This is a genomic window from Arthrobacter sp. MMS24-S77 (assembly GCF_054888235.1).
Map to the genome: position 1 here is coordinate 3,225,614 of NZ_JBTZRN010000001.1, position 24,382 is coordinate 3,249,995.

At 64.2% G+C, this 24,382-nt stretch carries 18 protein-coding genes; 7 read left to right on the forward strand and 11 right to left on the reverse strand.

The genetic code is table 11. The annotated features are described in order from the left end of the window. Positions 1-365 precede the first annotated feature (365 nt). Positions 366-1,799: a zinc-dependent metalloprotease gene (locus tag ACX5I4_RS14715; RefSeq protein WP_461837298.1), complete on the forward strand. Its 1,434-nt coding sequence runs from the start codon at positions 366-368 to the stop codon at positions 1,797-1,799. A gap of 45 nt (positions 1,800-1,844) precedes the next feature. Here ACX5I4_RS14715 and ACX5I4_RS14720 read toward each other — a convergent pair whose 3' ends face one another. Genes ACX5I4_RS14720 through nudC form a run of 3 tightly spaced genes read right to left on the reverse strand, consistent with a single transcriptional unit; the run spans position 1,845 to position 5,589 of the window. Then, the gene (locus tag ACX5I4_RS14720) at positions 1,845-2,474 is read right to left on the reverse strand and encodes a M48 metallopeptidase family protein (RefSeq protein WP_461837299.1); all 630 of its coding nucleotides are present in this window, start codon (positions 2,472-2,474) and stop codon (positions 1,845-1,847) included. Beyond that, positions 2,474-4,606, reverse strand: a complete 2,133-nt coding sequence (locus ACX5I4_RS14725) for an ATP-dependent DNA helicase UvrD2 (protein ID WP_461837300.1) — start codon at positions 4,604-4,606, stop codon at positions 2,474-2,476. Before ACX5I4_RS14725 ends, ACX5I4_RS14720 begins: the two co-directional genes overlap by 1 nt. After that, positions 4,603-5,589, reverse strand: a complete 987-nt coding sequence (gene nudC / locus ACX5I4_RS14730) for an NAD(+) diphosphatase (RefSeq protein ID WP_461837301.1) — start codon at positions 5,587-5,589, stop codon at positions 4,603-4,605. Before nudC ends, ACX5I4_RS14725 begins: the two co-directional genes overlap by 4 nt. 144 nt (positions 5,590-5,733) lie before the next feature. Here nudC and ACX5I4_RS14735 point away from each other — a divergent pair, with 144 nt between their 5' ends. Beyond that, on the forward strand, positions 5,734-6,999 hold the full coding sequence (locus ACX5I4_RS14735) for a macrolide 2'-phosphotransferase (protein WP_461837302.1): 1,266 nt from the start codon (positions 5,734-5,736) through the stop codon (positions 6,997-6,999). An 80-nt stretch (positions 7,000-7,079) separates the two neighbouring features. On the opposite strand, the gene ACX5I4_RS14740 is transcribed toward ACX5I4_RS14735, so the two are convergent. From ACX5I4_RS14740 to ACX5I4_RS14750, 3 genes are all read right to left on the reverse strand, one after another. Continuing rightward, a complete protein-coding gene (locus tag ACX5I4_RS14740) occupies positions 7,080-10,628 on the reverse strand; it encodes an ATP-dependent helicase (RefSeq protein ID WP_461837303.1) in 3,549 nt (1,182 codons plus the stop codon). Continuing rightward, positions 10,625-13,891, reverse strand: a complete 3,267-nt coding sequence (locus ACX5I4_RS14745; protein WP_461838743.1) for an ATP-dependent helicase — start codon at positions 13,889-13,891, stop codon at positions 10,625-10,627. Before ACX5I4_RS14745 ends, ACX5I4_RS14740 begins: the two co-directional genes overlap by 4 nt. A gap of 104 nt (positions 13,892-13,995) precedes the next feature. After that, positions 13,996-14,412, reverse strand: a complete 417-nt coding sequence (locus ACX5I4_RS14750) for an MGMT family protein (RefSeq protein ID WP_461837304.1) — start codon at positions 14,410-14,412, stop codon at positions 13,996-13,998. 88 nt (positions 14,413-14,500) lie between these two features. Here ACX5I4_RS14750 and ACX5I4_RS14755 point away from each other — a divergent pair, with 88 nt between their 5' ends. From ACX5I4_RS14755 to ACX5I4_RS14770, 4 genes are all read left to right on the forward strand, one after another. Next, positions 14,501-15,211: an exonuclease domain-containing protein gene (locus ACX5I4_RS14755; RefSeq protein ID WP_461837305.1), complete on the forward strand. Its 711-nt coding sequence runs from the start codon at positions 14,501-14,503 to the stop codon at positions 15,209-15,211. A gap of 357 nt (positions 15,212-15,568) precedes the next feature. Continuing rightward, the gene (locus ACX5I4_RS14760; RefSeq protein ID WP_461837306.1) at positions 15,569-16,522 is read left to right on the forward strand and encodes an ABC transporter substrate-binding protein; all 954 of its coding nucleotides are present in this window, start codon (positions 15,569-15,571) and stop codon (positions 16,520-16,522) included. 12 nt (positions 16,523-16,534) lie between these two features. Continuing rightward, on the forward strand, positions 16,535-17,299 hold the full coding sequence (locus tag ACX5I4_RS14765) for an amino acid ABC transporter permease (RefSeq protein ID WP_461837307.1): 765 nt from the start codon (positions 16,535-16,537) through the stop codon (positions 17,297-17,299). Beyond that, entirely contained in the window at positions 17,296-18,033 is a 738-nt protein-coding gene (locus tag ACX5I4_RS14770; protein WP_461837308.1) for an amino acid ABC transporter ATP-binding protein, read from the forward strand. Before ACX5I4_RS14765 ends, ACX5I4_RS14770 begins: the two co-directional genes overlap by 4 nt. A 116-nt stretch (positions 18,034-18,149) precedes the next feature. Here the strand turns inward: ACX5I4_RS14770 and ACX5I4_RS14775 are convergent, their stop codons facing one another. The 3 genes from ACX5I4_RS14775 to ACX5I4_RS14785 form a co-directional block, all read right to left on the reverse strand. Beyond that, on the reverse strand, positions 18,150-19,175 hold the full coding sequence (locus ACX5I4_RS14775; RefSeq protein WP_461837309.1) for a CU044_5270 family protein: 1,026 nt from the start codon (positions 19,173-19,175) through the stop codon (positions 18,150-18,152). After that, positions 19,138-19,734 carry an RNA polymerase sigma factor gene (locus ACX5I4_RS14780; protein WP_461837310.1) on the reverse strand — a complete coding sequence of 199 codons (597 nt, stop codon included), beginning with the start codon at positions 19,732-19,734 and terminating at the stop codon, positions 19,138-19,140. The genes ACX5I4_RS14775 and ACX5I4_RS14780 overlap by 38 nt, the downstream gene beginning before the upstream one ends. A gap of 170 nt (positions 19,735-19,904) precedes the next feature. Beyond that, positions 19,905-20,501 (reverse strand): TetR/AcrR family transcriptional regulator, encoded by a 597-nt coding sequence (locus ACX5I4_RS14785; RefSeq protein WP_461837311.1) that lies wholly within the window; start codon positions 20,499-20,501, stop codon positions 19,905-19,907. 161 nt (positions 20,502-20,662) lie between these two features. Here ACX5I4_RS14785 and ACX5I4_RS14790 point away from each other — a divergent pair, with 161 nt between their 5' ends. Then, complete coding sequence (locus ACX5I4_RS14790) at positions 20,663-21,436, forward strand: SDR family oxidoreductase (protein ID WP_461837312.1); 774 nt, start codon at positions 20,663-20,665, stop codon at positions 21,434-21,436. A 221-nt stretch (positions 21,437-21,657) separates the two neighbouring features. Here the strand turns inward: ACX5I4_RS14790 and ACX5I4_RS14795 are convergent, their stop codons facing one another. Continuing rightward, entirely contained in the window at positions 21,658-22,941 is a 1,284-nt protein-coding gene (locus ACX5I4_RS14795; RefSeq protein ID WP_461838744.1) for a glycoside hydrolase family 3 N-terminal domain-containing protein, read from the reverse strand. Positions 22,942-23,034: 93 nt separating this feature from the next. After that, positions 23,035-24,354: a glutamate-1-semialdehyde 2,1-aminomutase gene (hemL, locus tag ACX5I4_RS14800; RefSeq protein ID WP_461837313.1), complete on the reverse strand. Its 1,320-nt coding sequence runs from the start codon at positions 24,352-24,354 to the stop codon at positions 23,035-23,037. Positions 24,355-24,382 lie beyond the last annotated feature (28 nt).

Genomic DNA, 24,382 nt, shown 5'->3' on the forward strand with positions numbered 1-24,382 from the left:
CCGGCGCGGTGGGCTGATCCTGCGCCGGCTCCCGCGCTTCTGTTTCATGCGTCAGGGAAGGGTCGTGCGACGTCGGGAGGTCCTGCGGGTGGGAGGGTCCGAGAGGCTGTCCGGGTTCCCCGGACGCTCCGGGGCTCGGCAAACTAGTCAATGAAAGACCTCTCCGCGCAGGAACTCGTGCCCGACGCTACCGTTTCGGCCCCTCAGGGTGGAGGCCAGTAAACATACCAACGATCCACCCTACGATGCTGTGCCCGCCGGACGTGCTTTGCCTAGAGCGAACGACGCGTCCTTGAGGCAGACAGCCCCCGGGCATCGCGGTACCTTGAAAGTGATCACCAGTCACATCGACGATCGGCGGCACCATGACCTCCAACCCCAACACCCCCTCCAATGGAGACGATTCACCTCAGGATCCCCTGGCAGAAATGCTGAAGAACCTGATGGGCGGGCAAGGCATGGGCAACATCGACCCCGCCGAATTGGCCAAGGCCGCCGGGCTGCCGAACGATCCCAACATGCTGCAGCAAATGTTTGCCCAAGTGCAAGCAATGATGAGCTCCACTTCGGAGGGCCCCGTCAATTGGCAGCTCGCCCACGAGAACGCCCGCCGTGTTGCCGCCGCCGGCACCGATCCGTCGGTGAATGCCCTCCAGACCCGCGAAGTCGACGAGGCCCTGCGGCTAGCCGAACTCTGGTTGGATCCGGTCACCGACCTCCAAGCAACGGGCCTGATCGGCCGTGCATGGTCCCGCGCCGAATGGGTGGAAGCCACCCTGGCCACATGGAAACGGCTCACGGAGCCGGTGGCCAACAGCATCGCCAACGCGCTCTCGGACGCGCTGACCCAGCAAATGCCGGAAGAAATGAAGGCCATGATGGGCGGCACCTCCTCCATGTTGCAGAACATGGGCGGCGCCATCTTCGGTATGCAACTTGGCCAGGCCATCGGCGCCCTGTCCGCCGAGGTGGTCAGTTCCACAGACATCGGTGTTCCACTCGCCGATCTCGAAATGGCCCTGCTACCGGCCAATGTGGCCAAATTCGGCGAAGGCCTAAGTATCCCGGAGAATGACGTCCGGCTGTTCCTCGCCGTCCGCGAAGCCGCGCATGCCCGCCTGTTCGTGCAGGTTCCTTGGCTGAGGGGCCACCTCCTCGGCGCCATCGAGGCCTATGCCCGCGGTATCCACATTGACATGTCACGCGTCGAGGACCTCGCCCGCGATCTCGACCCGGGCAACCCTGAGGGCATCCAAGAAGCCCTGTCCCAAGGCGTGTTCACGCCCGAGCGCACGCCCGAACAAGCGGCGGCCCTGGAGAAACTCGAGACGGCCCTGGCACTTGTTGAGGGCTGGGTGGACGAACTCACCGCCGCTGCGACCGAGAATGTGCTGCCCTCCGCCGTCGCACTCCGGGAAACAGTGCGTCGCCGCCGTGCCACAGGAGGACCCGCGGAACACGCGTTCTCCTCACTGGTGGGACTCGAACTGCGCCCGCGGCGCCTGCGCGAGGCCGCCACGCTGTGGGCTGCACTGAAGGACGAACGTGGTATCGCCGGCCGCGATGCCATCTGGCATCACCCCGATTTGCTCCCGACGGCCCACGATCTGGACGATCCCACAGGCTTCACCGAACGGCGCCGCCTGGCCGAGGCCAGCGATACCGAGGTGGACGTCGCCCTGCAGAAGCTCCTTGAGGGTGGCTACGACACCCCTGACGAGAGCAGCCCGGAGGCGCCGAAGCCTGGAGAGGGCGACACCCCTGACGACAACACCGAACCCGGTGAGCCCAAGGCCTAAGCGGCCTGACGCGCGGCCCCACAAGGAGCCGCGCATGTCACGTGCCTAGTCGGCGTCGGCGTCCCAGCCCTGGGCTGGTGCGCCGGCGTCTTCTTCATCCGGTCCAAGGCCCCGCGACGTCGCAAAGGCGACGCCCTCCAGGAAAGCCTTGGCCCGCTGCGTCTCGGGATATGCCTCCAGCAAGCGCCAAAACGCGGCGTTATGCCCGGCCACCAGCAGATGCGCGAGTTCGTGGAGCAACACGTAGTCGATCACCCACTGCGGCATGGCGCGGAGCTTGTCTGATAGCCGGATGGTCCCGTCCGCAGGAGTTGCCGAACCCCACCGTGACTTCTGGTTGCTGACCCAGCGGACCGACGTCGGAACGGCGCGTCCGCCTAGGTACTTTGATGACAGTTCCGCGGCATGAACGGCAAGGGCGGCATCGCTGGCGGGTCGTCTCCTGCCGGCACCTTGGGTCCGCCTCTCCCCCTGGCGTTTGAGCTTGTCCAGCATCCGCCGGACCCATTCGCTCTCTTGCGCCTTAGTGAAGTGGGCAGGGATCGCAACAATTGCGTTCCCATCCTCCCAGAAGGCCGCCACAGTACGACGACGGCGGGCCGAGCGACGAACGACGACGGGCGCGCCGTCGTCGGTAGTCAGCGGCAAAGCGGGCTGGCCCGCGAGCCGGGGCACTAGGCAGACCCGTTCTCGACCAGGACCGCCAGCACGGCTTCGCCATACTTTTCCAGCTTCGAAGGTCCCACACCAGCGAGTTTCGCCAATTCCTCGAGCGAAGCAGGCCGAGCCTCGGCGATGGCGGTCAACGTCGCGTCGGTGAAGACCACATAGGCGGGAACCTCGTTGCTCAATGCCTCGTCCTTGCGCCATTGCCGCAAAGCCTCGAAAGTCTGTTCCTCATACGTCGGCGGGCACTGGCTGCAGCGACCCACTTTGCGTTCAGCGCCGGTAGCGAGCATGGTTCCGCAGACCCTGCACGACGCCGGTGCTGCCGCTTTGCGCCGAGGGGTGGCGCGGCTGCGGGCGCTGGCTCCGAGTACGGAATCGGGGCGCAGTCCGTCAAGGAAGCGCGAAGGCTTGCGGTTGGCCCGGCCACCAGGCGTGCGGGCCGTGGACCAGGAAAGCGTCAGGTGCTCCCGCGCGCGGGTGATCCCGACGTAGAGCAGGCGGCGTTCCTCATCCACGCTCTCGGGAGTGTCTGCGAAGGAAATCGGCATGAGACCCTCGCTCAAGCCCACCAGGAACACCGCATCCCATTCCAGGCCCTTCGCGGCGTGTAGTGAAGCGAGGGTAACGCCTTGGACCGTTGGGGCGTGCTGGGCCACCGAACGTTCCTGGAGTTCGTTGACGAATTCCATCAGCGTGAATTCCGGCCCACGGCTGATGGCGAGTTCGTCCGCGAGTGCCACCAGGGCTGCCAGCGACTCCCAGCGTTCGCGCAGGGCACCGCCGCTGTGGGGGGCGGCATCCGTGTAGCCGAGGGAGGCCACGATGTCCCGGACCAGTTGGCCAAGGGGTTCTTTAGCGGAGTCCTCGGCCACTGCACGCGTGGCGGCGCGCAACTGGAGGATGGCATCCCGAACTTCCTTGCGCGCGAAGAAGCGCTCACCGCCACGCAATTGGTAACCGATGCCCGCCGAAGCAAGGGCTTGTTCGTAGGCTTCCGACTGTCCGTTGGTGCGGAAGAGCACTGCGATCTCGCTCGCCTTGGTGCCGGCGTCGATCAGTTCCCGGATCCGGCCTGCGACCACCGCCGCCTCGGCCTCGTCGTCGGGGCATTCCATGAACCGCGGCTCCGGTCCGGCCGGGCGCTGGGCCACCAGCTGCAGGGGTTTGGCCCAGGCGGCGTCGGCAACCGTTCCGCCACTGCGGCGGGACCCGAGGAGGTCGTTGGCCAACTTCACCACTTGAGGCGTGGAACGGTAGTCACGAACCAGTTTGACGACCGTCGCGGAAGGGTAGTGGCCCTTGAATCCAAGGAGATGCTTCGGAGAAGCGCCTGTGAAGGAGTAGATGGTCTGGCTGGCGTCGCCCACCACGCAGAGTTCGTCGCGACCGCCAAGCCACAGCTCCAGGAGCCGCTGTTGCAGCGGGGAAACGTCCTGGTACTCGTCCACCACAAAGTGCCGGTACTGTTCGCGGACCGTTGCTGCCACTTTCGGGTCTTCCTGAAGGATGCCGACGGTGATCAGCAGGACGTCCTCGAAGTCGATCACGTTGCGGTCCGTCTTCACGTCCTCGTAGGACTGGAAGACCCGCGCGACGGCGGTGAGGTCGAAGCCGCCCGGGGTTCCGCGACCGTGAGCGTTTTCAAGGTAGTTGGCCGGCGTCAGCATGGAAACCTTGGCCCACTCGATTTCGGCCGCAAGGTCACGGATCGAGGCTCGATCAGTACTGAGCCGGAGACGACGGGCGGCTTCGGCGATCATGTTCGCCTTGTGGTCCAGCAAGTTCGGCAGGACACCACCGATCGCTTGGGGCCAGAAGAACTGCAATTGCCTAAGCGCTGCGGCGTGAAAAGTGCGCGCCTGGACGTTTCCGACGCCGAGATCCCGCAGCCGGCTGCGCATTTCGGCGGCGGCCCGGGAAGTGAACGTGACGGCCAAGAGTCGCTGCGGGCTGTAGACACCGGAATGGACACCGTAAGCGATGCGGTGCGTGATGGCCCGGGTCTTCCCCGTTCCGGCTCCCGCGAGGACGCACATGGGCCCGTTGAGGTTGCTGGCAACTTCCCGCTGCTCGGCATCAAGACCACCGAGTATCCGGTCTTCGAGTGAAACGGTGTCGCTGAGAATACCGTCGGTCACGGCTGGAGGTCCTCGATGACGCCGCCATACCAGTGCTCGATCAGGGAACGCGCAATCGAAAGCCGCGTGGAGATCGTAATCTCACCGCTGAGCACGGCTGCCTGGAGTTCCGCACGGCTGAACCAGCGTGCCCGGGTCACCTCAACGCCGTCGGGCCGGGCTTCGACGTCGTCCGTTGTTGCCGTGAACCCGAGCATGAGCGAGGCCGGAAACGGCCACGACTGGGAACCAAGGTACTGGCAGGCGGTGACGCGCACACCTACCTCTTCCCCGATTTCTCGCACCACGGCCTGTTCAAGCGACTCTCCCGGCTCAACGAAACCAGCCAAGGTGGAGTAGTTCTTCGCGTCTACCGGCCCGCCTCCTCCCAGAAGCAGCCTGCCGTCGGAGCCGACGACCGTGACGATGATGGCCGGATCCGTCCGGGGGTAGTGTTCCGAATTGTCCCGCGGGCACCGACGCACCCATCCCCCGGCCTCGATGACCGTAGGGGTTCCGCATTGCGGGCAATGGGTGTGGGTGGCATGCCAATTGGAAATGGCGCTGGCCTCAACGAACAAAGCGGTTTCCGTGGCATCGAGTCTGGCAGCGATCTCCCGGAACCCCGTCCAGGTGCCATCGGCCGGAAGCCCTGCAGTTCCGGGGGCGGCCGGCTCGCCGGCTACGAAGAGGACGATTGGTGTTTGTTCCGGGACAGACGAAGGGGCAAGTGTCCGGCCAAGATAAATGGCGGTGAGCGGCCCGCTTGCCGCTTGAAGGGTTTCAAAGAGCGGTGCAGCATCGCCCAGCCACAGTTTGTCACGCACCGCGAGAGCCTGGCGCTGCGACAGCACCATGGCCTTGGCGCCGCCTGAGGAGATCACTTCCTCAAGCATGCCTGGCGTCATGCGTTCGGCCGACCCCCGGTCAACCAAAGCAGGGCGCACCGGAAGAACGGTATCGATAAGGTGGTTTGCCGGCGCCGGGAACTCGGTGAAACTCATGTACCTACCGTACTGACTCGCACCGACAATTGACATTTGGATCCATCTTCGAGGCACGCTCCCTGAACGCTGTTTTCACGCGGATCTCAAGACTCGCCGCACTGCATCGCTCCCATAGGCGCTAGTCAATCTACCGTGGAACACGTGAGAAGAACACCGTTCGAATTGGCCGCTGTAGCAACTGCGGCGGTGCCCGGGCTGACGCCGACGGCTGCCGCCACCGCCCCGGATGACGCTGCCGATTTCGATTCGGCGCTGCTGCTGGACTCGGAGGGCAAACGTTGGCGCGTCCGTTCGCCACGGCATCCCGAAGCCAGCGCCCGGCTGGAGACCGAATTCATGATTCTGCGTGCCTTCGCGCCGGCCATCCGGGCCGAGCTGCCCTTTCTGATGCCCACTGTGGCCGGAACGGTGCGCCAAGGCGCGCTGAGCACCTTTGTTTACGCCCACTTGGCCGGGGCCACGCGCGGCATCGAAGAGTTGTCGACCTGCAGTGATGCCTTGGCCAAGGAGATCGGTGCGGCGCTGGCCGCCGTCCACGACCTCCCCCAGTCGCTCGTCAACAACGCCGATCTACCTAGCTACACGGCCAACGAATTCCGCCAGCGCAAGCTGAACGAGCTGGACCAGGCCGCCACCACGGGCAAGATTCCGCCCTCCCTGCTCCGTCGCTGGGAGCACGCATTGGAGGACGTGGCGCTGTGGCGCTTCAATCCGTGCGTGGTCCACGGCGATCTCCATGAAGACAATCTGCTGATCGACGGCGACAGCGTCACCGCCCTGACGGGATGGACCGATCTGCGCATCGGCGATCCCGCCGATGACTTCGCCTGGCTCGTGGCGTCAAACGAACAGAAGTTCGTAGAGTCCGTCCTCCGGCACTACACGGAAGCCCGACGGGACACGCCGGACGGACACCTGCTGCGGCGATCGGCACTTCTCGCCGAATTCGCCCTGGCCCAGTATCTCGTCAAGGCCATGGCAGCGGGTCACAGTGAAATGACGGCCGAAGCCGAGGGCATGCTCACATCCCTCGCCGACGACATAGAGGAACAAAACGCATTGGCCGCCGAGGAGGCCGAAGCCGCAGCTGCGGAGCTTGCCGCTTCCGACGACGGCCCGGCGAAGCCCGCGGTGAGTGTGACAACCATCCCGGAAGCCATTCAGACGAACACTCCGGGAACAGACGCCACCACGCCGCCCGTCACCGTTGAGTCCTTGGTTGAAGCCCCTGTGGATAAGGCCGTTCTGGATAAGGCCGCTGTGGACGAGGCCGCTTCAGAGTTTGTGGCCGTTTCAGGCAGCGGGACCGACGCGACGCCGGAGGCGCCGTCCGAATCAGACGACACCTCGACGACGGCCCTTCCGGTAGTGGAGCCCGCTCCCCTGCAGGACGCCAAGGATCGTTAGTTGGTTTTCGCTGGCGCAACGCGTTCTTAGGTACCCAGGGCGGTCTGGCTAGCCAGGGCCGTCTTGGCCACCTAGTGGGTTTAGCTGCGCAGCGCGGAAGCGATGATGTTCTCCAGCTCATCAGCCGTGCCCAGGTCGTGGGGCCTCACCACAGCGTCATCGGCTACGTAGTAAAACGCCGCGCTGACTTGCTCCAGCGGTACGCCCTTGAGGCGCGCCCACGCCAGCCGGTACACAGCAAGCTGCACGGCGCGGGTCTTAAGCTGTCTGCCGGCCGGCCGCTTGCCCGTCTTCCAGTCCACCAGCTCCCACGTGCCGTCCGCGCCACGGAAAACTGCGTCGATCCGTCCACGCACCACGACGTCCCCGATCCGTGTTTCCACGGGAACTTCGACGAAGGCCGGGGACCGGTGTGCCCATTCTGAATTGCTGAACGTCGCCACCATGTCATCAAGTCCATAGGCTTCGTCGATGTGGGAGTCAGAGCCGGGCGCTTCGTCGAGATCCAGCATGCCGGTGGTTCCGTAGTATTCCTCCACCCAAGAATGGAAGGCGGTGCCTTTGCGTGCCGAGATCCCGGGTTGCCGGGGCACCGGGCGCCGGAGCTGGGCCAGGACCGCGCTGGGATCGTCCCCTAGGTCGACGAACATGGATGCCGAAATGTGCCCCGGCAAATGAACGTCCTGAACCGGCTTCCGCCGCAGCTGCCGTTCCAACAACAGCTCTGCCTCGGCCGCCCAGCCCGCTGCCGCGCCTCGGAGCTGTTGAAGGAATGGGCGGGTCGGAGTACCCGGCAGCGAGGCATCGATGACCAACCGCGAATCCGGCTGGAGCCCCTCAATGGCTTCCCTGACCCGGGTTGCCGCAGCTTCCATGGCAGCCCGCCGGCCCGGTACCAACCGGAGCCGTTCTCCGGTGCGGGGGTCGCTGGGACCTTCGAGCGGATCATAGGGGAAGAGCGCCACCTCCGTGCCGACTGTCAGGGGGCTCTCAGTAGGCAATGCGTCTTCACTTAGCGATTGCGGGTGAATGACAGCGGCGGGTGCTCCGCCGGCATCGCATCCTGCCTCACCAGCAAGGCAGGCCAGCTCAGCAAGGAAAGGGGACGTCTCGGCAATACCTGCCCGGGAACCATTCCACGCGGCGCTCGATGCCCACAGGACGAACTTTGCGCGGGTATAGGCAACGTAGGCGAGCCGCCGCTCTTCAGCCTCCCCGTGATGCTGGACTTCCGATTTGAAGTCCTTTTCGGCGTCCAGCCAGCCCTTTTGGTCCGGCTGGTCCAGGTCCCAATGGGGAAGATCCGCCCGGTCGCCGCGGAGGGGCCATGGCAGAGCCGCGGTACCGCTGCTCCACCGGGAGTCCCGGTTGCTCGGGAAGGCTCCGGCATTGAGACCGGGGACAAAGACAACGTCCCATTCCAAGCCTTTGGAGGCGTGAACAGTCAGCAATTGCACGGCTTCGTGGTTCACCTCCGCATCGGCCATGTCCAGTCCGCCTTCTTCCGTGGCAGCGGCTTCAAGCCAGCCGAGGAAAGCCAGAAGGTCCACGCGCTGTGAAGTCTGTAGGAAGCCCGCCGCAGCGTCATGGAACGCGTCCAGGTTCCGGCGAGCCTGGTGGATACTCGTGCCCGGCTTAGCAGCGACCTCGATGTCCAGCAACATGGCACGTTCCACCTCGCCAATCAGCGTGGTCAGATCGTCTCCGATGAACCCCCGCAGGTTCCGCAGTTCCGCAGAGAGGCGACCGAGACGTTCCATTGCCGGTGCGCTGAGGGAGCGTCCATGGCCGGACGTCCACCCTGGGCGTGGCAGGAAGTCCAGCGCTTCCACAAGGCTGGCCGCATCAGTAATGTCGCTCTCCACGACCGTTTCCATCGGGCTTTCGTCCGCAATTGACCCATCGTCTACGGCGCCGCTATCTCCCGCACCGCCGTTGGATCGCCGTCGGGCCAGAAACCGGGACCAGTCGCGGAATGCCATCAGATCGGCAGTACCGATGCGCCACCGGGCTCCTGCCAGCAAACGCATCAGGGCATCGGAACGGCCGGGATCGGCGAGGACCCGGAGCGCAGCCACGAGATCCACTACTTCAGGGGTGTCGAGGAGCCCGCCGAGTCCGACTATTTCGTACGGGATCCCTTGGACCTCGAATTCACGCCGCAAGCACTCCATCTGTGCCCGACGGCGGCAAAGCACTGCCATGGTGGGGGAAACCGGCGTACCGTCGGCCGCGGTTTCAAAGACTGTGCGCCGGTAGCGGCGGACGTCCCGGGCAATCGCTGCGGCTTCTTCTTCATCGGTGGCAAATCGTCCGAGAACAACGTTGCCGTCCACGGCTGCCGGGCTCGGCCGCAGCGGAGGTACTGCCACAGCACTGTCTTCGGTCCTCGAGCCGGGGGCTCCCTCACTCGCGGCCGCCTTGTTAAGAGGCGCAGAAGTGACATTGGCGGCAGCCAGGATGTTGCGCCCGTTCCGCCAGGCAGTGGTCAGGTACGAGGTGGGTGCCGTTGAAAGGGATGCCGTTCCAAAGCCGTCTTCCACCCGGACGGGAAACTCCTGGACAAAGTGGAACAGTTGTCCGGCCGAAGCACCCCTGAACCCATAGATGGACTGGTTGGGATCACCCACCGCCGTCACGGCGTGCCCTCCCCCGAACAGTCGGGAGAACAGGACAAGTTGCGCGTGCGAGGTGTCCTGGAATTCGTCAAGCAGCACCACCTTGTAGCGGGCCCGCTCGGTGGCGGCCGCCAGGGGTATGTCCTGCGCAATCTTCGCAGCGAGCGCAACGAGGTCGCCGAAGTCGAGGACGCCGCGATTCCTCTTGGCCTCTTGGTAACGCCCCACCATGTCCGCGACGCTGGCCCTGGTCCGCAACATGGCGCCGAGATCGCCGGCAGCTTGGGTTGGGTTCTTTTTCGCCCCGGTCTGATAGGGCAATTGCGCGAATTCGGACACCCGCTCCATCAGCCAGCGCTGGACTTCGGCGGGTTCGCGCAAGTGTTCGGCGCACTCGCCGGCCAACTGCATCACGGCATTGACCAACGTGGACTTGGCAGCTGTGAAGTGCTCGTAATCGCCGTCGTACGCTTCAACCACTTCACTGGCAAGCTGCCAGGCCTGGGCGCCTCCCAGCAGCACCACATCGCGTTCGATGCCCAGGCGGAGGCCGTAATCGGTCACAATCCCGCTGGCGTAGGAGTGGTAGGTGGATACCTTGGGTTCAAGCTCATCTGAGCCTGCAACACCCTCAGGGAAACCGTACTGCCCGTTATCCGAGGACGCTATGCGTTGCAGCGTGGCCAATTTGGCGCGGATACGGCTTGCCAGCTCCCCCGCCGCCTTGCGGGTGAAGGTGACGCCCAGGACCTCTTCGGGACGGACCCATCCGTTGGCCACGAGCCACACCACGCGGTCCGCCATGGTTGCGGTTTTCCCGGATCCCGCGCCGGCGATGACCAGGCGCGGGGTCAACGGCGACGCAATAATGGCAGATTGCTCTTCCGTAGGACGATTCCGTTCGCCCAGGATGTCCGCCAATTCGCCAGGCGAAAATCGAGGCTCGGGCAGCACCCGGGCATCTTCGGCAGTCGCTTCAGTCTCAATAGCGGCGAGTGTTTGGACGGTCATTCGGTGACCTGCTTTCCCCTGGAGCACAACGGGCAAATATCGGGCAGACGGCAACCATGGCCCCCGTGGCTGCCTTTTGAGGGATCGTGACGTGCCTCGAAGCTTGCCCCGGCCATGAGCACCCCGGCCTCGCTGACAAGGACCTGCGCCCAGTTATCGCCCGGGTCCAGGGGCTCCTGCGCCTGGATGGCCGGCGTCTTCGTCTTGGTCCCAAGCTGCGCCAGAACGGCGCCACCTGGAACAAGCCCCGGAACGGGCAGACCGTCGAATGCCCCCTGCAGCACCGCCGCTTGATATGCGCCCAACTGCGGGTGCTTCGAAAGTTCGGACTTGCCAGGCTGGCGCTTGCCCGTCTTGAGGTCGACAATCACCAGCCTGCCCTCAGCGTCTATTTCCAAGCGGTCCACTTGTCCCCTAAGCACGGCATTCCTGAGAGCGTCGGAATCCTCAGAAGAGTGACCCAGCCGCACCTCCGGCAGTGGAACCTCGAAGTCCACTTCGACCCCCGCCAAGCTTCGGCCTTCGCTCCGCATGACAAGGACGTATTGGGCGAGCTTCCGGACCATCTGCTCTGCACGTTGGAAGTCCAGCCTGCCCTCCCAGTTGTCCTTCATGCCCAGCGTCGGCCAGCGGCGCACAAGCTCCGCGGCATACTCGGCACCAGAAGCATCGGGCAACTCCTGGGCAATCGCATGGACCAAGGTGCCAAGGCTACGGGCGAAGTCGGTGGCGGCTTCACCACCCGCTGCCTGGACGAACCAATCCAATGGCGATTTGTGTACCGTTTCCACCTTCGACGGAGAAATGAACACTGTGCCCCCCTGCGGGACCACCGGTTCCTCGCTGCTGAGTGATGCCAATCCCCACCAGGAATCCGGATGTGCGCCGGGCACCGCAGGCTCTGCCGTGGCAAGGTGCGCCAGCACGCGCGCAGCTTCCGCGGCATCTTCGGCCACACCCGGGCGGGCAAGCGCGGCGTCGTCCGGCTGAACGCGCTGCCTCAGCTCGGCCACTAGGGCACGCAGGGTCATGGGGCGGTCCACCGGTGTGTAATCACGCCGGTATTGCCCCGGCTCGAGGGGCGCCACGTAGTCGAGAAAGGCCGACTGCTGCTCGTCTTCGGAAGAGACCGCCGTGCAGATGAGGACTTCCCGGGCCCGCGAAACGGCCGTGGAGAAGCTACGCAGTTCGTCGTAGCGGATATCCCGCAGCCTGCTGAGTGGACCCCGCTGCAAGGCGTGTTCAACACCATGCTCCACGGCGTCGGCAAAGAGCGTGCTGCCGAGAAGCTCGCCGCGGAGCCTCGTGTTGGGCCAGACGCCTTCCTGCAGGCCAGCGACAATGACCACGGACCATTCCCGCCCGGCTGCGCTAGCCGGCGTCATGATCTCCACCGCTTCCTCCAACTGGGCCCTGGCGGCCAGGGTGTCCATGGGGAGTTCCTGGCTGAGCAGATACTCCAGGAACTGCTCGGGACCGGAGCCCGGGAGCTGGTCAACATATCGCTCGGCAGTGTGGAACAGGGCCATCATGGCGTCAAGGTCCCTGTCCGCGCGGGCGCCGGCTGCGCCGCCGTCGAGCGCCATTTCCGTCCAGCGCGAAGCCAGCCCGGTAGCTTGCCACAACGCCCACAACACCGTCTCCGCATTGGCTCCAGGTTCGGCTGCCGCCAGGCGTCCTGCCGCGATCATGCGGGCCAAGCGCCGTGCCGAGCTACCCTCGATACCCAAAGAACCCAGTGCCCCGGGCTCCAGCAAGGCCTCAACCAGTAACGCATCGCTAGACCGGCCACCGCCTCCCAGCAACTCCTCCCGGCGCAGGGATTGCCGCAGGCGGCGCAACTCGATGGCTGTAGCGCCGCCGATCCTCGATGTGAGAAGCGAGACGGCAGACTCAGGCGTCAGCTTGGCGGCGTCCAGCACCACGCCGTACATCTCAAGCAGGGGACGAACTGCCACTTCATCCCGGACAGCGGAATCCGCAACAGGGACACGGACAGGAATTCCTTGGCCGCTCAAATAGCGTTGCAGTTGCGCCAGTTGACCACCGTTGCGCACAATCACCGCGATGTCACCGAACTCGTGGTTCTCGCGCAGCTGTGCCTCGAGGATGCGTTGTGCCACGTAGCGCAATTCGTGGACTGTGGAGGGAAGGACATGTGCTTCCACCCGGCCCGAGGCCGGCGTACCCCCGGAACGCGCCTCCTCCGCCGATTCAGGCAGTGGATCCAGCCGGCGGGCCAACTGGCCTCCCGCACGCTGCGAGATACGCGCAGCCACGCCCGTCCAGGCATGCGCCACGTCAGGGAGATGGCGGTGAGTGTGCCATAGCGGAAGCTCCCGCACGGCACCTGCAAGGCCACCGAGAAGGCGGGGCAGTTCGGCGACAAGATCGGGACGGGCACCCCGGAATCCCTGGACCACGGTGTCCGGGGAGGACGCCACCAAGACGTCCTTTCCTTCTGCGATGTCCGCGAGTAGCTCAAATACCGCGGGATTTGCCTCCTGGATATCGTCCACCAAGATTAGTTGCAGCCGATCGCGCTCTGCCGCCAGGAATCCTGGGGAATCCTGGAAGATTTGGCGCGCTGCGGTAATGATTCCTGCAGGATCAAAGGCCTCCGGCATGCGCAGATCCAGGACATCGCGGTATTCCGCATACAAGTCTGCGGCGGCAATCCAGTCCGGCCGGCCGCATTCGTAGGCAAGCGCCGTGAGGTCTTCCGCAGTGCGCCCGGATTCGATGATCCGGTCAAATAGCTGGCGGATCTCCTGCCGGAAGCCCCGCGTCGGCAAAGCCGCAGACAAATCCTGCGGCCACGGAAGTTCAAAGCCCGGCTTGGCGTGCCCCTCCAGCAATTCCTTGATGATCAGGTCCTGTTCAGGCCCCGAAAGCAACTTAGGCGGCCGCTGCAGCGGCAGGACGCCCTCGGCTTTGGCTCGCCGGATCAGATCGAAAGCATACGACGCCCAGGTTCGTGCCGGCGTCGTGCTCAAACTGCGGTCCAGCCGCCCCGTAAAGGTGTCCCGCAATGCCGAAGCGGCGTGCCGGCCGGGCGCCAGGATCAGGATCCGTTCAGGATCCACGTCGTCACGCTGAACGCGCCGGACAGCGGCCTCCACGAGCACGGTCGACTTCCCGGTGCCCGGTGCCCCCGGCACGAGGACCGGCCCGGATCCGTGCGGGAGCCCGACGACGGCGGCCTGGTCGACGGACAACTCCGGGGCTGCGTAGCGGACCTCGCGCGGCGGAAGCAGGCGCAACCTTGCAGGTGCCTGCCGCGACTGGGCCTGCCGCGGCGCTTGCCGCGCTGTTGAATGCTGTGCCGCTGCTTGCTGTGTTGGCGCTTGCGGGGTCGGTGTTGGACTCACACAGTCATTTCATCATCGGGCACCGACAATTTATGGAGCTGACGCTCGAGTTGCTCAGAGATCACATCAATACTGTCGAAATCCTGATCCGTCGGAGCCCATCGGGCCAAGCCCAGGTTCACCCGCCAGCGGCCCTCGCCAGTCCGCAGATATTCTGCGTAGGCGCCGTGCAGGGGCGTTCCCTCGTCCAAGTAGTGGCGCAGCGCCTCCGCCTCGAGGCCCGGCGGAGCCTCGCCACTGGCGCGAAGAACGCGCCACCAGGCCACGGCGCTCCCGTGGTGGCTCATGACGGATCCGATCTGCCGGGGACCACCGGAGCCCAGCAGCTCGGCAACATCCCCATAGGACACAGCAACCCCGGGCGGCATGAGATCCACGACGGCCAGCACCGCCGTCACAAACTCCATCCGCATGCCCCCAGCCTATCGGCACAGGCCACCGGATCGGCGCAGGGGGAGTGTCGGTCCGGTTCTTGTCGTAGGGCGCCGGTAGCGTTGAAGCATGAGCTCTTGGAACACCCTCCCCCGCGCCGCGTTCGATCTTGAGACCACGGGACGGAACTCCCGTTCGGCGAGGATCGTCACCGCTTCCGTCACCGTCGTGGACGACAATGGCGGCGTCATCAAGGAGCTTGAATGGTTGGCGAACCCTGGTGTGGAGATCCCCTTGGAAGCCAGTGAAATCCACGGCATCACCACGGAGAAGGCGAGGGCCGAGGGTCGCCCGGCCGCAGAGGTCACGCGTGAGGTTGCGGCCGCACTCCAGGAACTGTTCGACGGCGGCGTGCCGGTCATTGCGTTCAATGCCAGCTACGACTTCACCGTCCTGGCCGCCGAATCCGCCCGCTACGGTGTGCCGCAACTAACCCGTTTCCCCGTGCTTGACCCCTACGTCATGAACAAGCAGGTTGACCGCTACCGCAAGGGCAAGCGGACCCTGACGGCGTTGTGCGAGGAATACGGCGTGAACCTCGACAACGCCCACACCTCCGCCGCGGACGCCCTGGCCACCCTGCGGGTCCTCGATGCCATGGCCGGCAAATTCCCCAAGCTTCAGATGCCTGCTTCCAAGCTGCACCACCTCCAGGTTGATTGGGCGGCTGCACAGGCCGCCGATTTCCAGAGCTACCTGCGCAAGACCAAACCAACAGCCGTCATCGAAGGCAATTGGCCGGTTCTTCCCCCGGAAGATGCCAGCCGCGGAGACTTCTGAAGGCTCCTGACTTTCAAAGCGCCCGTCCACGGGCTGGACGCTTCTCAGGCGTCCGCATGATGGGACGCACGTCACATTGCCCGTCAGTGCCTGAATGCCAGCTGAACGTCAGTCACGGATTCCTTGTTCACGTCGAACTGCGCGGCACTTCAGTGGCAATGGCGAGTCAATTGTGAATTTAATTCGGAGTTTCCAAAAATCTCACGTCTTATCGCCGTCAATTTATCGTCTAATACGCTGATGACATAATTAAGTTTGGCGGGTCGAGTTCTGATATTGCGGCCCAAACCTGCTTTGGCTGCGTTCCCCGCCCGTCTCGATACGAACGCGTGTTCCCCGATGAAAGTGATTTGCTTGATGAAAATCAAAGCCCTGAAGTGGTTCTCTGCCGTCCCCGTGGCTGCAGTTCTCGCCGTGTCCCTGGCCGCCTGCGGTGGCGGAGCGGGCAGCACCGGCAGCGCCTCACCAACCGACGCCCTCCAAGGCAGCGACCAGAAGACGCTGGACAAGTACACCACCAAGGACGTCACTCCGGTGGACAAGATCGACAAATCCAAGCTGGGCCTGATCACCGACGGCACCATCAAGGTCGGTACGCTCTCGGACGCCCCGCCGAACATCTTCATCGATCCCTCGGGCAAGTTCACCGGCTATGACAACGAACTCCTGCGCGCTGTTGGCGCCAAGCTGGGCCTCAAGGTCGAGTTCGCCTCCACTGACTTCTCCGCGCTGCTCTCCCAGGTCAAGAACAAGCAGTTCGACGTCGGATCCTCCTCGATCTCTACCACGGACAAGCGCCGCGAGACGGTCGGCTTCACCAATGGCTACGACTTCGGTTACATGGCTGTGGTGACCAAGACGGACTCCAAGGTCAAGGGCTTCGCGGACCTCAAGTCCGACGTTCGCATCGGCGTCGTTCAGGGCACCGTCCAGGACGACTATGTCACCAACACGCTCAAGCTTGAGCCCGTCCGCTTCCCGGACTACAACACGGTTTACGCCAACGTGAAGAGCGGCCAGGTTGACGCCTGGGTCGCCCCGTCGCAGCAGGCAACCGGCCAGGTCAAGGACGGCGACAACACCAAGATCGCCGAAAAGGTCGTCAACACCCAGAACTTCACTGCCTGGGCCGTGAACAAGGACAACCAGCCCCTGATCGACGCCCTCAACTCCGGCCTTGACGCCGTGATCGCAGACGGTACCTGGACCAAGCTGACGGCCGAGTGGTACAAGGACCGCCCGACCACCGCGGAGCAGACCCCGCAGGGTTGGAAGCCGGGCAGCAAGGCCGCCCAGATCCCGGCCAAGTAACCCAGGCGTTCCGTGGATATCTTCAAACTGCTCTCTGAGACCTTCCTCGACTGGAAGGCGATAGGCGAAGTCCTTCCCAAGATGTTCGCTGTCGGGCTGCCGAACACCCTCGTCTTGGCCGTTACGTCCGGCGTGATCGGAACGGTGCTTGGCATGCTGCTCGCTCTCATGGGGATATCCCGGAACGCGGCGGCCCGCTGGATCGCCCGCGTGTACACCGATATCCTTCGTGGGCTGCCGCCTGTCCTCACCATCTTGGTGATTGGCCTCGGCTTCGGACCGATCATCAAGCAACTGACAGGTTCCACGAGCCCGTATCCGTTGGCCATCGCGGCGCTGTCCCTCATGTCGGCGGCGTACATCGGCGAGATTTTCCGCTCGGGCATACAGAGCGTCGACAAGGGGCAGCTCGAGGCAACGCGCGCCTTGGGGTTCGGCTACGGCCCTGCCATGCGGCTCGTGGTGGTTCCCCAGGGTGTCCGGCGCGTTCTGCCTGCGCTGGTGAACCAGTTCATTGCCCTGATCAAGGAATCGTCCCTCCTCTTCACCCTGGGACTCGTGGCCACAGAGCGCGAGATCTTCCAGATCGGCAAGGACGCAGCGTCCAACAGCGGAAACCTGTCGCCATACGTGGCGGCGGCAATCTTCTACCTGGCCCTGACCATTCCGTTGACGCACTTCGTGAACTGGATTGACCGCCGCCTGCGCTCGGGCCGGCCGGAGAAGAAAGAACCGGACGAGGTAGCCGCCGTCGTCGGAAAGGGAGCCCACGCATGAGCGAATTCGTTTCAGGAACGCTGACGGCAAAGAATATCCACTTGTCCTTCGGGTCCAACCATGTCCTGCGCGGGATCGACCTGCACGTCGAAAAGGGCACCACGGCTTCCGTGATCGGCCCATCCGGCTCGGGAAAATCCACCCTTCTGCGGGTCATGAACCGGCTGATCGAGCCCGAGCAGGGCGACATCTTGCTCGATGGCCGTTCGGTGCTCAAGGACAATCCGGATGAACTGCGACGGCGGATCGGCATGGTCTTCCAGCAGTTCAACCTGTTCCCCCACAAGACCGTGGCGGAAAATATCACGCTGGCCCTACGGAAGCTCCGTGGCATGTCCAAAGAGCAGGCACGGGAAGATGCCCTGGCCCAACTGGACCTCGTAGGACTCAAGCACAAAGCCGACGCCCGGCCAGCCAACCTCTCCGGCGGGCAACAGCAGCGAGTGGCCATTGCCCGCGCGCTGGCCATGAAGCCCGAGGTGATGTTCTTCGATGAGGCAACATCGGCGCTGGACCCTGAACTGGTCAAGGGCGTTCTCGCGCTCATGGCCGACCTGGCCAAGGGCGGCATGACCATGGTGGTGGTAACCCACGAAATGGGCTTCTCAAGGAACGTGTCGGACACTGTGACGTTCATGGATGCAGGCGTCGTAGTAGAGACCGGATCGCCGGAACAGCTCTTCACGGAGCCGCGAACCGAGCGTTTGAAGGGCTTCCTTTCGGACGTACTCTAGGCTCCGGCAACAAGAAGTCCCCGGTTTCCGGACGAAACACCCATAGCGGTGAGCCGTCCGGAAGCCGGGGATTTTTCGTGTCCGGGCTAACTACTTACCGGGCGTGGTCCGGCACCTTAAGGCGCCGTGTCGGACACTGAGGTTTCGATGGTCGTCAACGTGGTGGCTGTTCCGGCCGGTATGGGCCCTTGAGCTTGGGTTAGGACCTCGCGTTCCCCGATGAGGAGACCAGTTTTGGGATCGATAATGATGTCCTGGCGAGTATGTGAAGCTTCTTCCACGCGCCCGATCGCGATGCCTTTGCGTCCACCCAGGGTGGCTTGGCCATCAGTGACTGTAACGCCTGGAATCAGTGCCGCGGCTTTATACAGGGCGGCCCGGAGATCTGCGGGAACCATGCCCGTGCGGAGCAGATCAGCAATAAAGACCAATGCCTCGCCATCAATGGATTGGCCTTGCCCCACGGTCTTTTTGAAGATGTTGTTCAGGAGCATGCGCGGATCGCGGGGGAACGACGCCAGATAGTCAGTTGAGGGAAATCCGGACTGATCAGGCGATGACCCATGGAAGCCCCCGTTTACTCCCCGCAGAACATATGCCTTTGGTTCGTCCAGTTGGATACTTTTGGCGTGCTCTTTGGATGCTTCGTCAAAGAACGTTGTCGGGATCCGGCCCGAACGTTCCCAGACCCACTCGCCGTTGCGGTCGGCGGGGATGTACATCGTCATGTGTTCGGTATCGAGCCATTGAAACTGCTTGCCGTTTTCATCGGTTGAATAGGCGCCCCACACATTGCTGCTCTGAATTTTCAGGTATTGACCCGGGTTTACTACCGGGTCGGCCGTTTCGATCGTCGTTTGGGCGGCATCGTTGAGCACTTGTGCGGCTTGGGCTGTTGCAGCCCCGCGCCAGCCCGTGGGTCCGAGCACGTCGCCGGCCACAAGGGCGGCCACGATTGCTGCCGTCGCCAAGGAGACGATTCCCACCCTCTTGGCGGTCCGCCGGCGGCGTGTGGGTCGGGCCCGTGGCAGGGATGGGTCGATGCGGCTGAGGAGCTTCCTGCGGCCATCCTCTACTGCGGCGTCGGTGGCGACAGCGGTCTTGTCACGCATTGCCTGCAGGAGCGTTAACTCGTTCATCATCAGTCTCCTTGTCATCGAATTGGTGAAGGGCAGCAGCATCGCGGAGAATGCGCCGGGCCCTGTTGAGTCGTGACCTAACGGTGCCCACCGGCACGCCCGTGGCCAGGGCAATCCCGTCATATGTGAGGTCTGCCCAGGCGTAAAGCAAAAGACACTCCCTGTCGGCGGGAGAAAGCTTCCGCATGGCCGCGGCAATCTGAGCTGTGGCAGCCGCAGCGTCCAGACGTTCGGCTACCCGGTCGGTTCCGTCGCCGTAGCCCTCCCGGCCGGCTGCCTTCGCGAATGCCTTGAGCCGTCTTGCCTCCGTGCGGTGGTGGCGGCGAAGTAGGTTGGTTGCGATGCCAAAGAGCCAGGGCCTGGCGTCTTCCCACCGGTGATCGAAGGATTCCCGGCTTTCAAAGGCAACCAAGAAGGTCTGCGACATGACGTCATCGGCAACAGACTCACCCGCCCTGGTTGCGGCGTACCGGTGCACTGCGCGGCAGTACTTGTCGTACAGCGCAGCGAAGGCCTCGGGGTCATCGCGGGATCTATGGAGTAATTCACTGTCGGTCGTCACAAGCTGTATTGCCCCCTGGGGAAAAAAGAGTTCACGGCAGTCTAGTTGGGGGCCTTACAAGGACTCGCTTCCGGTGTTCGGGCGTCAGATACCCTGCTGCTGGCCTTGAGTCTCGGAGCCGTGAACGTTGCGTTGTTCCGGGGGAAGCAGTTCACGGAAGCTGAACCGTGCTATGCGCCGATGGCGGTGATGGCATAGTTGGCGATGCGGGTGAGGTCTTCCTTTGTGGCGCCGTCGCGGGCTTGCTGGCTCATGCCTTGCAGTGTTGCCCCGACAAAGGCGGCCATGGCTTTGGTGTCGGTGTTTTGCGGGATGAGCCCGGCGTTCAGGTCGCGGGTGAGGGCTTCGGCCATGGCGGTGATGTTGTCGTTGCGCATTTTGGCGAGGCGGTCTGCTACGTGGCGGTTGGCGGCGGTGACGGTCACGGCGGCGCTGATGACCAGGCAGCCGCCCGGGTACGAGGTCGAGGCGTAGTGGTCGGCAGCTTCGAGCAGCAGGCGGCGCATGAGCGCCAAACCGGTGGCTTCTTCCGCGAAGGCGACCGACATGAAATTGCCGTGGGTGGCGTTGTAATGGTCGACGACGGAGAAGAGCAGATCTTCCTTGGACCCGAAGGCCTTGTACAGGCTGGGCGGGTTGATGCCCATGGCGTGGGTCAGTTCCGCAAGGGACGCGCCTTCGTAGCCGTGATCCCAGAAGACCAGCGTGGCCGCTTCCAAGGCGTCCTCGACGTTGAATTTGCGCCCTTGACCTGCTTTGCCTGACATCGCTGTCCTTCCATTTGCCTGTTGTTCCCAGACGCCCCCTTTCGTCCGTTCAATACTTGCAGCCTCCCCCGGCCACCGCCCTGGGCATGTGGCGAGCTTCACAGCTCCAGGGGCGACACAATTCTTGTAGTGATCACTACACGCATGTGAGTATCTCACTCATGAGCGAAACAAACAAAGACCAGATTGCTGTTGTATCGGGTGCCAGCCGTGGAATCGGTGCCGCGATTGCTTCCCGCCTCGGCGCCGACGGATTCACGGTCGGGATCCACTACGGGCGCGACGCCGAAGCCGCGGACGCCACGGTCGCTGCCATCGCGGACGCCGGGGGCAAGGCTTTCGCTTTCCGCGCCGATCTCGCCGCCGGCACCGCGGCGGAGGACTTCTGGACTTCCTTCGACAAGGCCGCGGCACAGGCAGGAATAATCGGCCAGTCCTTGAAGGTCCTGGTCAACAACGCCGGGGTCACCCTCCGCGGAGCGATCGAAGACTTCAGCCGCGAGGATTTCCTCGCCCAGCAGGCCGTGAACGTCAACGCCCCGTACTTCATCGTCAAGGAAGCCCTCCCGCGCCTCGCCGACGGAGGGCGGATCGTCAACATCTCCTCGGGCGTGACCCGCATCGCCTTCCCGGAAATCATCGGCTACGCCCTGACCAAGGGCGCCATCGACGCCTTCACCCTGACCCTGGCCAAACACCTTGGTCCCCGCGGGATCACCGTCAACGCCGTGGCCCCGGGCGTCGTGGACACCGACATCAACGCGTCCTGGCTGCGCGGCAACCAGGACGCCATCGACGGCGTCTCCGCGAGTACGGCACTGGGCCGCGTCGGCCAGCCCGAGGACATCGCGAGCATCGTCGCGTTCCTCGCCTCCGACGACGGCCGCTGGGTCACCGGACAGACCGTCGACGCCACGGGCGGAACCAACCTCTAAGACAACCACCCGCACCATCTAACGGGCGCCCGCCTCACAACGGCGCCAATTGCACGAAAAACATGGTCCGGGGTGAGGAGTTCAAGCTTCTCCGCTACGGCGTTGCCGTGGTCAAGATGCTCCTGCAGGTCGCTCCCATGGACCCGTCCGGCAGTCTTTTTTCGCGTCCGGCCGCGGGCTGCGGGCAGCCCGCGGGCCGCATGCGGCCGGAGCAGCCGGAGCTACTGCCCGCCCTTGACCTGGAGAACAGTCAGGGCCGCGGCATCCACTGCGTTGCGGAATTCAGTATCGGTCTTCGCCCGTTGCAGGACCTGGGCGTACATCACCCGAGCAGCTGCCGTATCCGCGCACAAAACCATGGTGCCGCCAGCGCCGATGAAATTCGTTGCCCTATCCCCCATGCTCCACGGCGACAGCTGCACGGCGTTGCACAGGTCATCGGACACGATGATTCCGGTGAACCCTGCGTCTGCACGCAACATGGTGCGCATGATGACGGGTGAGAACGGCGCTACGTGGTCGGGATCAATCTTGTCGTAATACGCGTTCGAAATCATTACCCATCGGAGGCCGCTATCAATGGCCGCCTTGAATGGCGCCAGGTAGGGATCCGTCCTGGTTGTTTCGGCATCGCGGACGTTGGCGCTAACGTCGGTATTCAGGCTGACGCGTCCCATGCCCGGGAAGTGCTTGACCACCGGTGCCACCCCGGCGTCCCGAAGCCCGGCCGCCATCGCGTTCCCGTGCTCGGACACCGCGGCCGGGGTGAAGCCGTACTCGCGCTGGAACGCACCAATTGGCTTATTCGAGGGAGCAAACTCAGGGCTGGGAACCGTATCCAGTACCGGCGCCAAATCAACATCCACTCCGGCCTGCAGCAGCTCGGACCCCCAGTTCCGGGCGTCAGCGCGTAGTTGTTCCGGGTTCGATTTGCCTTGGTCCAAGGCCGCGGGAATAGGAAGGAAACCGGGTCCCCTGAGGACTTGGACGGAGCCGCCTTCCTGGTCCGTCGCGACGAACAGCGGCAACCCACGGGTTGAAGCCGGCGAAACGGCGGTCTTCAGTCCTGCCACGATCGATGCCGTCACCGCTACGCCTGCTTGGCTGCGTCCGGCCAGGTAGATGTTGCCAACGTGGTTGTTCAGGAGATCGGCCACTGTGCCGGCATCGCTTCCGTCAGCCTTGGCTGCCACCATGAACAACTGTCCTACCCGTTGTTCCAGGGTCAAGTCCGCGAGCCGCTGTTTCGGCGTCGGGTGAGGAGGGGGCGGCGGCTCAGTAGGCCTGGGAGCCGCCGCAGAAGCAGACGGCGATCCCTCGGCCGGAGGGTTGGAAAACACGGGCATCGGGGCGGCCTGTGGAACACCCGGCTTCGTGGGTGAGTCCCCGCCCGCCAACAAACCGCGGTCTGGGCTGTCAGAACGCGCGATCCCGGCAAATGCCCCTGCCATCAGGGCTATGAGGAGAAGCACTGAAACTCTGGACGGCTTGAGCAGATGAATCATCGCCTTGTCGATTCGATCGTTGCCCACAGCTTGCTACCGGCCAATCACTACACGCAAGGAACAGGCTGCAAAACATCGGGAAAGCGCCGTGTGTCAGGCAGTCGCCTCCGCGGCTGCCTTGGCTGCGGCGGGCAGCGCGTCGAAGATGCGGTTCATGGCGGTGTCGTCGTGGGCTGCCGACAAGAACCACGCCTCGAAGACCGACGGCGGCAGGTAGACACCGGAGTCCAGCATGGAGTGGAAGAACGGCGCGTAGCGGAAGACCTCCTGGCCTTGCGCGTCGGCGTAGTCGTGGACGCCGTTGGCCGACGTGCCGAAGGCCACGGAAAAAAGGTTCCCTGCGCGCTGGATGGAGTGGTCCACGCCGGCGGTGTCCAGCTCTGATGAAAGTGCTGCGGAGAGTTCCAGCGAGCGAGCATCCACGAAGCTGTAGACCTCGGGCGTGGCAAGAGTCAGGGTGGCAACACCGGCGGCCATCGCCACAGGGTTCCCGGACAAGGTACCCGCCTGGTACACCGGGCCAAGGGGGGCAAGGTAATCCATGACGTCGGCACGACCTCCGAGGGCCGCCGTCGGCATGCCGCCGCCGATCACCTTGCCGAAGGTCAGCAGGTCCGGCGCCCAGCCTTCCTGGCGGCCGGTGAGGCCCCAGTAGCCCGCGTAGCCGGTGCGGAAGCCGGTGAGGACCTCGTCCAGGATCAAGAGTGCGCCGTGTTCGCGCGTGATGCGGGACAGCCCTGCGTTGAAGCCTTCGTTCGGCGTGACGACGCCCATGTTGGCAGGAGCAGCCTCGGTGATGACGGCAGCGATGTTGTTTCCGTGGGCAGCGAAGGCGGCTTCCACGGCGGCGAGGTCGTTGTATGGCAGGACGAGCGTTTCAGCCGCGGCCGCTTCAGTGACACCTGCGGAACCGGGCAGCGCCATGGTCGCGAGGCCCGAGCCCGCGGCGGCGAGGAGTCCATCGAGGTGTCCGTGGTAGCAGCCGGCGAACTTCACGATCAGGTTGCGGCCGGTGAATCCGCGGGCCAGGCGCACCGCGGTCATGGTGGCTTCCGTACCCGTGGACACCATGCGGATGCGTTCGACGGCGGAGACGCGCTCCTTGACGATCGAGGCGAGGTTTGCCTCATCCGGGGTCGAAGCACCGAAGGACAGACCACGGTCCACGGCGGCGTGGACGGCTTCGAGCACGGCCGGGTGGGCGTGGCCCAGCAGTGCCGGGCCCCAAGAGCAGACGAGGTCCACGTACTCTCGACCATCCGCATCGGTGAGGTACGGACCCTTCGCCGAAACCATGAACTTCGGGGTGCCGCCCACGGAGCCGAAGGCGCGGACCGGGGAGTTGACGCCTCCGGGCATCAGGGATCGGGCGCGGTCGAACAGCTGGTCGGAGACAGGGGTGTTTGAAGTCATGGTGTCCATTCTTTCAGGGATTCGGGAC